The sequence below is a fragment of the Microlunatus phosphovorus NM-1 genome, assembly GCF_000270245.1.
Classification (GTDB): Bacteria; Actinomycetota; Actinomycetes; order Propionibacteriales; family Propionibacteriaceae; genus Microlunatus; species Microlunatus phosphovorus.
In genome coordinates, this window is record NC_015635.1 from 243,776 (window position 1) to 254,979 (window position 11,204).

The 11,204-nt window shown below is 69.1% G+C and carries 11 protein-coding genes; 5 read left to right on the forward strand and 6 right to left on the reverse strand.

The window, feature by feature from the left end:
* The first annotated feature begins 152 nt into the window (after window positions 1–152).
* Complete coding sequence (locus MLP_RS01120; protein ID WP_041789584.1) at window positions 153–2,561, forward strand: sialidase family protein; 2,409 nt, start codon at window positions 153–155, stop codon at window positions 2,559–2,561.
* A 7-nt stretch (window positions 2,562–2,568) separates the two neighbouring features.
* Here the strand turns inward: MLP_RS01120 and MLP_RS01125 are convergent, their stop codons facing one another.
* Window positions 2,569–4,086: a molybdopterin-dependent oxidoreductase gene (locus MLP_RS01125; RefSeq protein WP_013861141.1), complete on the reverse strand. Its 1,518-nt coding sequence runs from the start codon at window positions 4,084–4,086 to the stop codon at window positions 2,569–2,571.
* A gap of 48 nt (window positions 4,087–4,134) precedes the next feature.
* Between MLP_RS01125 and ilvA the strand changes: the two genes are divergently transcribed.
* Window positions 4,135–5,481, forward strand: coding sequence for a threonine ammonia-lyase IlvA (gene ilvA / locus MLP_RS01130; RefSeq protein WP_013861142.1), 1,347 nt, complete (start codon window positions 4,135–4,137; stop codon window positions 5,479–5,481).
* Window positions 5,482–5,501: 20 nt separating this feature from the next.
* Here ilvA and MLP_RS29315 read toward each other — a convergent pair whose 3' ends face one another.
* From MLP_RS29315 to MLP_RS01145, 4 genes are all read right to left on the reverse strand, one after another.
* On the reverse strand, window positions 5,502–5,768 hold the full coding sequence (locus tag MLP_RS29315; protein ID WP_331442794.1) for a helix-turn-helix domain-containing protein: 267 nt from the start codon (window positions 5,766–5,768) through the stop codon (window positions 5,502–5,504).
* Window positions 5,769–5,845: 77 nt separating this feature from the next.
* Window positions 5,846–6,169: a response regulator gene (locus tag MLP_RS29320; protein WP_013861144.1), complete on the reverse strand. Its 324-nt coding sequence runs from the start codon at window positions 6,167–6,169 to the stop codon at window positions 5,846–5,848.
* Window positions 6,166–7,845: an ATP-binding protein gene (locus MLP_RS01140; protein WP_013861145.1), complete on the reverse strand. Its 1,680-nt coding sequence runs from the start codon at window positions 7,843–7,845 to the stop codon at window positions 6,166–6,168. Before MLP_RS01140 ends, MLP_RS29320 begins: the two co-directional genes overlap by 4 nt.
* 4 nt (window positions 7,846–7,849) lie before the next feature.
* The gene (locus MLP_RS01145) at window positions 7,850–8,458 is read right to left on the reverse strand and encodes a hypothetical protein (protein WP_013861146.1); all 609 of its coding nucleotides are present in this window, start codon (window positions 8,456–8,458) and stop codon (window positions 7,850–7,852) included.
* On the opposite strand from MLP_RS01145, the gene MLP_RS01150 reads away from it, so the two are divergent.
* The 3 genes from MLP_RS01150 (at window position 8,457) to MLP_RS01160 (ending at window position 10,603) form a co-directional block, all read left to right on the forward strand.
* Window positions 8,457–8,645, forward strand: a complete 189-nt coding sequence (locus MLP_RS01150; RefSeq protein WP_013861147.1) for a hypothetical protein — start codon at window positions 8,457–8,459, stop codon at window positions 8,643–8,645. The genes MLP_RS01145 and MLP_RS01150 overlap by 2 nt on opposite strands.
* A gap of 31 nt (window positions 8,646–8,676) precedes the next feature.
* Entirely contained in the window at window positions 8,677–9,681 is a 1,005-nt protein-coding gene (locus MLP_RS01155; protein ID WP_013861148.1) for an acyl-CoA thioester hydrolase/BAAT C-terminal domain-containing protein, read from the forward strand.
* A gap of 115 nt (window positions 9,682–9,796) precedes the next feature.
* Window positions 9,797–10,603 carry an alpha/beta fold hydrolase gene (locus MLP_RS01160; RefSeq protein ID WP_013861149.1) on the forward strand — a complete coding sequence of 269 codons (807 nt, stop codon included), beginning with the start codon at window positions 9,797–9,799 and terminating at the stop codon, window positions 10,601–10,603.
* A gap of 244 nt (window positions 10,604–10,847) precedes the next feature.
* Here the strand turns inward: MLP_RS01160 and MLP_RS01165 are convergent, their stop codons facing one another.
* Window positions 10,848–11,150: an antibiotic biosynthesis monooxygenase family protein gene (locus tag MLP_RS01165; protein WP_013861151.1), complete on the reverse strand. Its 303-nt coding sequence runs from the start codon at window positions 11,148–11,150 to the stop codon at window positions 10,848–10,850.
* Window positions 11,151–11,204 lie beyond the last annotated feature (54 nt).

The window sequence follows — 11,204 nt, forward strand, 5'->3', positions numbered from 1 at the left end:
CTCGTCCGACGGGGGCGTTTTGGTCAGAAAGCCCTGCGTGGACGGGATACCTGACCAAAAGTCTCCCGGGCGCCCGGAAAGTTATCCACCGTCTGTGGATAACTGTGACGCTCTGCTTGGCAGCCGTCGGTAGCTGCTGTGAGAGTCGTGGGATGAGCATTCATCCGGGGTACGTAGGCGGTCCACCGCTGGCCCGCGCCGACCAACGGCCGCGACGCGTCGTACGACGAATCTGCGTCGCGAGCCTGGCCATCATCTGCACGGCCCTCGCCGCCTGCAGCCCACAGCCTGAACCCGGGCTCGTGCCGCCACCCGAGGTCATCGCACCGCCGCCGACCGATTTCGTCCCACTTGCCGACGACGCGTTGGGAAGCGGGAAACCACTCGGCACCGGGGCGAATGATTTCTTCACTGGGTTGGCGGTATCGGGCGACATGGTAGTCGCGGCCGGCATCGTCTACGGCGACCGGCTGGCGCCGGCCTTCCGTTACTCCACTGATGGTGGAGCGACCTGGGAGCTTGGTCGGCTCAGCGAGACCGCCGAGCAAGCCCCACCGGACCAAGGCGATCAGACCGAAGACGTCGCGGTGGCGACGGTGAACGGAGCGACCCGCTGGGTGGCGATTGGTTCCGACTGGAAGCGTGAGCTGACCTGGACCAGTGACGACGGTCGGACCTGGGACCGGCATGAGCCCAAGCCTGACCAGATCGCCGAGAACGCCAACGTCGAGCTGATCACCGCGGTTCCCGACGGTTTCGTCATGGTGGGCACGGATGCCCGCGACAAACCCACCGCATGGACCAGCGCGGACGGCATCGACTGGCAGCCGCGGCGGATGGGTGGCGCAGGCGCTCCAGCGGCGGTCGCGTCCAAGGGCAGCACGGTCGTCGCGGTCGGTGAGTACGAGGATTCGTACGCGACCTGGTTCTCGACAGACCGAGGCACGACGTGGCAGCGGGGGGACAAGCCGCCGAAGCCGGGCGACGACGACAACTTCTCGCGCAGCCTCGCAGGCCTGACGACGACCGAGGACGGCTTCCTGGCCATCGGTTCCTATAGCGCCAAGGTTTGGCAGCCGGTGACCTACAGCTCGAAGAACGGGCGGTCCTGGCGACTCGACTCGGTCGCCATGGGCTCGGCGCCGACCAGCGATCGGTTCGGCAGAGCAGTCGGGAGTGGCGGGGGCCATGACCTCGCGGTCACCGAGGACTACGAACCGCGGAGCCGACCGCAGATCTGGCTCCGGACCGGTCTCGACTGGACCAGGGCTCGTACCCCACTCGACCGGAAGTCCCGATTGGCGGAAGGCGATTGGAGTTTCGGCAAACTCGTCCGAGTCGGAGATTCGTGGCTCGCCACGGTGCACCTGTCGCGCAACGGCCAGGTCGTCGGCGAGTTGTGGCGTTCCACCGATGGCGGGCAAACCTTCGTCACGGTGCCGCGACCGGATGCCGAACTGAATCAGCCCACGACCGCCGCTTACTGGCCACTGCGCTTCGGTCAGGACACGCTGGTCTTCGGTGACAGCCGACGTCGCCCGGTGGTGTGGACGCGTACGGGCACTGAACCCTTCGGCCCGGCGGCCCTGATCTCCAAGCGCAGCAGCGATCGGGTGGAGGGCGCCGCGACAGGCCCAGGTCAGGTGCTGACGTGGGGGGTGCGAGATGCCGCCGGAGTGAGTGCAGCCATCGTGTGGCGTCAGGAAGACGATCGCTGGATCGCCACGGCGGCCGGAACCTTCTCCAAAGCGAAGCGACGTTATGCCTCCAGTTCCATCGCCCAGATCGCCTGGTTGCGCGGCCGGTGGGTGGCGGTCGGGGAGACCAGCGACAACGGCAACATCAACGACTCCGCCCTGGTGGCGACCTCGACCGATGGAAGCCAGTGGACGAAGGGCCGGGCCGCCCGGCGGTTCGCCAAGGCCGGCGGGGACGTCTGGTACGACGTGACCGATCTGCAAGGCGACCACGATCGGCGGCGAGCCATGCACGGCGTCGCACAGGTCGGCAAGCGGCTGATCGCGGTGGGAGATTCCGCCGAAGGCAAGTCGTCGGCTGGCAAGGGCACCGCGGCAACGGTGTGGACCTCCGACGATGCGCGCACGTGGACGATGCGTCGACTGCCGCTGGGCGGTCTGTATCGATCGTCGATGGTGCGGGTGGTCGTCCGGGGTTCGACAGTGGTCGTCGTCGGCACCGGCGCCGAGCGAGACGGGGCGCCCGATCGGCTGGTGCTCTGGAATTCCACCAATGGCGGCAAGACATTCCGCCAGCAGTTGCTCGATCCGGGCCTGGATGCCGATGTTGTGGAGCTGGTGGCACTGAAGAGCGGTTTCGCGCTGGTCAGCTCGCGCATCGAGCAGACCAGTCGCCCGGTGCTGTTGCTCTCCGAGGATGGGGCGAGCTGGCGCGAGCAGCCGGTGTCCGCGGTGCACCTGTCGGTTGGCGAAGGTGCCGGTCCCGCTGGTGCGCTGGCTGACGGCGACGATCTGTGGTTGCTGATCCGAACGACCAACAGCGTTGGTGCCGGCACCCGCCTGGTCGTCCAGTCCACCCGCTAGTGCAGGCTCAGCTGGGTCGGATCTTGACCGGTACGGTGTGCAGCCCGCTCGCGCCGCTGGGGAAGGGTGGGGCGACCTTGCTGCTCTGGATCCGGCCGTTGGCGTCGGTGGCGCGCACGGTGAGGGTGTAGTCGCCCGGCTCGTCGACCTCCCACTCGTACACCCATTGCCGCCAGCTGTCGGGCCCGGTGGTCTCGGCCAGTTCGGCCTTGTGCCAGGAGCCGTCATTCACCTGGACATGGACTGCCGAGATGCCGATCGGTGGCGCCCATGCCACGCCCGCGACGATCACGGTGCCCGCCCCGATCACCGAGCGGGTCGGGGTGTCGATCCGCGAGGTGATCTTGACCGGTCCCCGAGCCGCCCAGCCCTTCTGCGCCCAGTAGCCGCTGTCCTCCTGATAGGTCGTCACCTTCAGCTGCGTGAGCCACTTGGTTGCGGAGACGTCCCCGTACAGCCCAGGGACGACCATCCGGACCGGGAAGCCGTGCTCGGGCGGCAGTGGGTCCCCGTTCATCCCGACGGCCAACAGCGCGGCGACGTCGGGGTCACGCAGCACGCTGAGTGGGGTGGCGGCGCTCCAGCCGTCGTGACTGGTCGACAACACCATGGTCGCGCCCGACTGCGGCACGGCCTCGGCCAGCAGGTCACGGACCGGCAGGCCGAGCCAGACCGCATTGCCGGCCAGCGCCCCACCCACCTCGTTCGACATGCACGACAGGGTGGTCACATGCTCGGTCAGCGGTCGTTCGAGCAGCTGCGCGTACGTCAGAGTCAGCTCGTTCTCGACCAACCCGGTCACCCGCAACGTCCAGGTGTCGGGATCGATCGCCGGTAGCTGCAAGGCGGTATCGATCCGATAGAAGGAGCCGTTGGTGCTCAGGTACGGCGACAACCCGGCGACGTTCAGATCGGTGCCGGCGGCGATCGTTGGGGCGGGGTTCGCCGGTTCCGGCAGGGAGATCTTCTTTCGTACCTCGGCGACCTTGTTGGAGGCTTGGATCAGCAACCGGCCGGTCCCCGCGACGATGATCCCGCCCAGGGTGATCAGTCCGGCGGTCTTCAGGAAGTTACGGCGTTCGGCGACCAACGGCTCCAGGGCCCCCGGTGGGCGACGCAGTTCGGCGATCAGCACCCGCAACGTCACATAGATCGCCGCCAGCCCCAGCACGGCCGGCACATAGCCGAGCGCACCCGGCCCCACCTGGGTGCTGACTGCCAGCAGCGTCGCCGTGGCGAGGGGCACGATCACGAACAGGCTGAGATGGCGCCGACGCAACTCCAGCTGGCCGGCGAACGCCGCCAGCACCAACCAGGCAATCACGACGAGGACCATCAGCAGAACCCTGCCGGTGCCACTGTTCCAGAACGATGACAGCGGCCAGGCGAGGACGGTTGCGAGGTCCATGACCGGGGAGCCATCTCGGGCGATCAAGCCGGCGCCGAGCTCGGCTACAGCCAGCCCGACCAGCCCGGCTACTCCTCCGGCAACCCGACTCAGTCCAAGCAGACCTCCCTGTGACACCAGACCATCTTGCTGGGTCCACTCAAGCGGTGCCAACCTGAATCGGTCGTGGCGCCGGTGATCACGCTCACGCTGGACGCAGCGGCAACCGGGCTGCCGGTGCGGGATGATCACGCCGTGGGTGGATCGGGAACCAAAGTCGATGCAGCGCTGGTGGAGGCGGCCGAGGCGGCCTTGACCGGCGTGGTGACGCGTACCGAACTGGTGCACAGCTCTCGGCTGTCCGCGCGATTCGGGGTCGACGTCTATCTGAAACGAGAGGACCTGCAGGTCGTCCGCTCCTACAAGGTCCGCGGTGCGTACACCGTGGTCAACCGACTGGATGCCGCAGCTCGCTCCCGCGGGGTGGTGTGTGCCAGCGCCGGCAATCACGGGCAGGGACTGGCGTACGCGTGCGCGGCGCTCGGTGTTCACGGCCGGGTCTATCTGCCGCACAACACGCCCCGGCAGAAGAGGGACCGGATCGCTGCGATCGGCGGCGACCAGATCGAGATCGTGCTCGGCGGCGACACCTATGACGACGCGAACGCTGCGGCGCTCGAGGACGCCCGGCGAACCGGGGCCACCGTCGTGCCGGCCTTCGACGACCCGTACACGATCGCCGGCCAAGGCACTGTCGCGATCGAGGTGGTCGACCAGCTCGCCGAGCTCGATCGGACGCCGGACCTCATCGTGGTGCCGGTCGGCGGTGGCGGACTGCTGGCCGGCGGCGCGACCTGGCTGCGGGAGCGGCATCCCGGCGTACGGATCGTCGGGGTCGAACCGGCCGGTGCAGCGGAGGTCGCTGCGGGCCTGGCGGCCGGGCACCCGGTTGAGCTGGCGGAGCTCGACACCTTCGTCGACGGAGCCGCCGTCCGGCGGGCCGGTGAACTCACCTTGCCGTTGATCGCCGCAGCCGAGGTCGAGATGATCACCGCACCGGAGGGCCAGGTCTGCGTGGAGATGCTCGATTACTACGCGGCGGACGGCATCGTCTTGGAGCCGGCGGGTGCGTTGGCCACGGCCGGGCTGCACGAGTTGGCTCTGCGTGGCGAGCTGACGGCCGGCTCGACGGTCGTCGTCATCCTGTCCGGCGGCAACAACGACGTCAGCCGGTATGCCGAGGTGGTCGAGCGGGCCCTGGTGCACGAGGGTCGCAAGCACTACTTCATGGTCGAGTTCACGCAGGAGCCCGGTGCGTTGCGCCGGTTCCTGGACGAGGTGCTCGGTCCCGAAGACGACATCACGCTGTTCGAGTACGTCAAGCGCAGCAACCGGGAGACCGGGCCGGCGATCGTCGGCATCGAGCTGTCCCGACCCGAGGACCTGTCAGGTCTGCTCGAGCGGATGGCAGTCTCGCCGACCAAGTGCACTCGGATCGATGCCGACAGCGCGATGTTCCGGCTGCTGATGTGAGCCGAATCGCTAACACCGGATCACAGGTCAGGATCGATGAGTCCGGCGCGGTGGGCGAGGACGACCGCTTGCACCCGGTCACGAACACCGAGTTTGGCCAGCACTCGCGCCACGTGGGTCTTCACCGTGGTCTCAGCCAGGAAGAGCGACCTGGCGATCTCTGCGTTCGAGAGCCTGTCGGCCATCGCGCGCAGCACATCGTTCTCCCGCTCGGTCAGGCTGTCGAGCCCGGGCACCACTACCGCCGCCGCGGGCCGGCCCAGATACGACTCGACCAGATGCTGCATCACCGTCGGACCAAGGGTGACCTCCCCGGCCGCGCACGCTCTGACGGCCGCTATCAGTTGCTGCGGGCCGGTCGTCTTCAGCAGGAAGCCCGCCGCGCCTCCACGATGTAGTCGTCGAGATCGAACATGGTCAGCACCAGTACGCGGGTGTCCGGCAGGTTGCGGACCAGCTCCCGGGTGGCGGTGATGCCGTCGCCGCCGGGCATCTCGATATCCATCAGCACGACCTGCGGCTGAGTGCGCACCGCCAGTCGTACGGCTCCGGGCCCGTCGGCGGCCTCACCGCACACCCGGATACCCGGGTCGCTGCTCAGGACGGTAACCAGCCCGGCGCGCAGCAGGTCGTTGTCGTCGGCGATCAACACCCGCAGCGGGGCGGGAACCTCGGCGGGGCCGCTCATGGCGACTCGCCCTGGACCTGAGCTGGTACGTCGGAGAGGGTCGAGCCGGCCGGCACCGGCAGCACGGCTTCGACCGCGAACCCGGGACCGCGCTGGCGCAGGGTGAGCGACCCGCCGGCGAACCGGACACGTTCCTCCAGACCGATCAAGCCGTACCCTCGTCCCGCTCCCGTCGGACAGCCCGGCCCGTCGTCGGTCACCCGGACCCGTACGGCCCGTCCGCCGGCATCGTCGGAAACCTCGATGCATTCGATGTCGACCGTGACCTGTGATCCGGGCGCATGCCGCATCACGTTCGTCAACGACTCCTGCACCACCCGGTAGATCACCTCGCCTGTGCCTGGCGGGACCTGGTCGCGCAGCCGCAGCTCGACCGAGGTTTCCGACGCCCGAATCCGGCCGACCAGCGCACGCAGGTCGGTTTCGTCGCGAGCCACCGTGGGCAGCGGGAGCGAGCCCAGCTCGGCCTGCGTCGTCGCCACGGTGTCGCGGATGATCTGCACACATCGACGCATGGACTCCGGCTGCTGCGGCCAGCACACCTGCGCCGCCGCGGCCTGCATCGCGATCACCCCCACCCCGTGGGAGACCACGTCGTGGACGTCGCGAGCCATGGTGAGACGCTCGGCGTCGACCGCGGCCCGGCGAGCCTCCTCCAGGACCGCCTCTCGATCCGCGATCGCGCCCCCGGCATGGCGGGCCTGCCGGCGCCACCAGCCGGTGGCCAGTCCGGTCGCCAGCGCGCCGACCAGCACGAGGATCGTGATCGGCACATTCGCCGGATCGATCAGCCAGATCGTCGTGACGGCCGTCGCGATGAAGAACGCAACGGACAGCAGCTCGGCGACCGACCGTCCGGCGTGGACCCCGATCGTCCAGACCAGCACGCAGAAGCTCGCGAACCACCAGAACCCGCCGATGATGGGAACGACGGCAAGGTCGACGAGGACCGAGGTGAGCCAGCCTCCGACGAGCAGGCCGGCTGCCGCCAGCACCGCCGCGGCCGGAGCCACGGTCCGGCCCAGGACGGTGCTCGCCGCCAGGACCGTGAGGATCACAATCGGCCAGTACACCCAGTCCTGCGCGAGGAGTGAGTATCCGACCGACTCGACCAGAGCCAAAGTGGCAGCCAGCGCCGCGAGCACGAGGTCGGCGCGGCCGACCCGTCGGCGGCGGACCGCGCCGGCGGGATCGTCGGTCGCCCCGCCGCCCGGCTGATCGGGGGTCTCCCGCAGCAGACCGAGCTGGCGGCGCAGCTCACTGGTCGCCCCGCGGGCCTGCTCGTGGATCGACCGCAGCGCCCGGCTCGGATCGTCCTCGTGCAGCGCGCGTTCTGCGTCGTCGGCTATTCCCGCCAGGGTGCGACTGAGGCCGGCGCTGATCTGCCTGCTCAGCCGGTCGCGTTCGACCCGGACGGCGGCCCGGGCGGCCCCGGACGGGTCCACCCGGCGCAACCGCTCGACGGCGCGGCGCTGCCGGACCGCCTGGCTCAGACTCCGCAGCGCCGCCCACCCGGTCAGCGCACCTGCGCTGAGCACCACGGTGAAGAACACCCACTCCCCGAGGCCGTCGCCGGCCACCATCAGCAGTGCACTCGCGACCGCCGAGGCGGCTACGAGCAGCACGGGGACTCCGAGCCGGGTGAGCCGGCCCGTGCCGAGCCGGGGCCGTGTCATCGGTTCAGGATATGGCCGCGGCGACCACCGGTCGTCGTCCTTGAGGATGACGCGTCGACGCCCCCAGGAGGGAAATCCCCAGCGCGGCGAGTCCGGTGACCGGCGCGGGGCTGCCGACCGGGCTGTCGATCGCCATCAGGAGCACGGCGAGGCCGAACACGATCGGGACGGCGACCAGGATCCGGGCGCCGAGGCCGAGCGGGTTGTGCCGTAGCGTGGCCAGGCCGATGACCATGGCCGTCACAAAGGTGAGCAGCAGAGTCAGCGAACCGATCAGGCTGCGAACGACCTCAGGTATCTGTGCGGCCACGGAGGGCGGGACGGCGAACATGAAGACAAGCAGGCCCAGCCCGACCAGCAGCGGCCACCGGCACAGCCGAACCACCCGGTTGCCGGCGGCGAACGCCGCGCGCTCACGGAAGACGACGAACAACAGGGCGCCGAATGTTGCGCCGACCAGCACCGAGATCGCGACCCTGGTGAGGGCCGAGCCCAGTTGATCGTCGGTCACCGGGGTCCAGTGGCCGGTTACCAGGCGCACGACGGTATCGAAGACCAGCAAGGCGAAGACGGCAGCGGCGAGCGGGAACGCGACCTTGTGATGGATCTTCATGGCGAAACCCCTTCGGGTGCAGGCGCTCCGGCGGATCCGGAGCCGACTGCAAATCAGCGTGCCGCTGCACTCGCCGTGGCCGCGTCGGTCGTGGGTACTGCTCCGAGTCGCGTTGGGACCATTCCGGGTCATCCGTACGACGGAGGTCATCACCTCCGATCGGCGGGATGTCACGGTGTTCCGGTGACCTGAAACCGGCGCTCGGGTACCATCGGGCGATGACCGCAGAGGGGCATCGGCCGGCGAAGCGTAGGAGCCTTGCCCGGCGGCTCGGGATCATCGCCCTGGCCGTCGTGCTGGTGCTGAGCGCGGGCGGCGTCGCCCTGTGGATCTGGAAGCCCTGGGCGCCCGAGATGCGGGTCGCCGAACCGGCGGCGAGTGGTGAGTGGGTCCGGGCGGACGGCGTGCTCGGCCACTGGTATCCGGCGGAGGACGCCGACGACGGCCCCGGTGTCCTCCTGGTCAGCGGATCCGAAGGCGGCTTGCAACCAAGACTGGTGGCGCAGGCCACGGCCCTCCAGGCGGAGGGGTTCTCGGTCCTCGCCCTGGCCTACTTCGGTGCCGAGGGGCAATCCGACGCGCTGGTGGACATCCCGCTGGAGACCTTCGATGCCGGCATCGACTGGCTGGCTCGTCAGCCCGAGGTCGACCCGGAACGGATCGGCATGGTCGGCGGTTCGAAGGGCGCCGAGGCGGCGCTGTTGATGGCTTCCCGGCGCGACCGGCTGGCCGCCGTGGTGGCGAACGTGCCGAGCCATGTGGTCTGGCAGGGGCTCGACCTGGTCCGCCCCTGGCGGATGGGGACCGACCCACGCTCGTCCTGGTCGGACCGCGGGCAGCCACTGCCGTACGCGTCGCTGGCATCCGGCGCCCTGCCACCCGAGACACTGACGGAGATCTACCAGCAGGCTCTGGACGCGGGAGTGCCGCCTGCGTCGCGGATCGATATCGACGCGATCGAGGCGCCGGTGCTGTTGACCTGCGGCGGCCGGGACACCGTGTGGCCCTCGTGTCCGATGGCGGAGGAGATCGCGGCCGCCGCCTCCGACAAGCAGCACCTCACCGTGCTCGACTATCCAGACGCTGGGCACTTCGTGCAGGGGCCGCCCGGCGATCTCGACCCGGCGCAGATCGAGTCCGGTGGTGGCACGGCCCAGGCCAACGCCGCGGCCCGCGCGCAGGCCTGGCCGCAGCTGGTGGCCTTCTTGAAGAGGTCGCTGTAGCCGCTGACCATGGACCGGTCTGTTGGCCGAAGGCTCGTCCCCGTCATCGGGGGACGAGCCTTCACCTTGTCCGACCGGGTGGATACGGTCGGACTGTGACCCTGATTCACCGGAGTTGGCAGCGGGCAGCACGGGATCATCCGTTCAGTTTGCGGCGGGCGGCGAGATCGAGATCGCGTACGAGACGTTCGGTTCCCGCGACGATCCGATGCTCGTGCTGATCGCTGGTGTGTCCAGCCAGCTGTTGGGCTGGGACGTGGACTTCTGCCGGGAGTTGGCCGGCCACGGATTCCGCGTGGTGAGGTTCGACAACCGTGATGTCGGGCTCTCCACCCATCTGCACGAGGCCGGCGTGCCCGATCTGACACCTCTGTTGCGTGGTGAGCCGATCGCTGAGGCGCCGTATCTGCTGGCGGACATGGCTCAGGACGTGGTGGACCTGCTCGACGTGCTCGGGGTCGAGCGCGCGCACATCGTCGGGTTGTCGATGGGCGGCATGATCGCGCAGGAGGTAGCGGCGCATCATCCCGACCGAACGCTCAGCCTGACGTCGATCATGTCGACCTCGTCCCCCGCGATCGGCGCGCCCACGCCGGAGGCAGCCGCGGCACTGCTGGCTCCGCCTGCGACTACCGAGAAGAGGCGTGCGCGAGTGCCTTGGCCGGAGCCCGAGTTTATGGCTCACCGGGCTATCCCTTGGATGAGGCCCGGCTGCTCGCCGCCACCGCGGCAGCTTTCCGCCGGGCCCGGGACCCAGGCGGGGTTGCTCGACAGTTTGCCGCCATCCAGGCCTCCGGTGACCGAACAGAGCGACTTCGCGGGATCGTGGCGCCGACCTTGGTGCTGCACGGTGACGCGGATCCTCTGGTGCAGTTGCCCGGCGGGCAGGCAACCGCCACGGCGATCCCTGGTGCCCGGCTGATCACCTTCCCTGGGATCGGACACGACCTGCCGCGCCCGTTGTGGTCGCGGATCATCGACGAGATCGCTGCCCACGCCGCTGCCGCGAGCTGACTGCTTGGGCGGTGAGGATCGCGAGAAGACATTGGCGGTTCGCGAGAAGGAGGTACGGCACCCGTTCGGGCCGATCTTGGGTGCCGATTCTCCTTCTCGTGGTCGACTGTGAGCTCCTGCCCGGTCTCGGTGGCAACGGTCCGGCGTGTGGCTCAGCGGTCCGGATAGATGACGCGATGCGCGCTCGGCCGACACTCCGCGCTGAGTGTCACGAGGTGCTCCAGCAGCTGGCGCGCGGCGGTGTCGCGCCGCATCGCCTCCAGTTCCCCTTCGCTGTGGAACCAACCGATCGAGTGGAACACGGCCGGGTCCTCGACGCTTTGGATCAGAGTCAGGTTGCCAGGTGCACCGGGAAGCTGCCGCAGCACTTCGGCCAGCTGTCGCGCGGTGTCCAGGAAGGCATCCACCTGGCCGGGAAGAACGCGCCACGACGTCAGGGTGCACGGGCGATCCATGGCTACATTCTGCCGTGCGACGCCCGGTGGCGAACCTGGACGTGGTGGAAGACG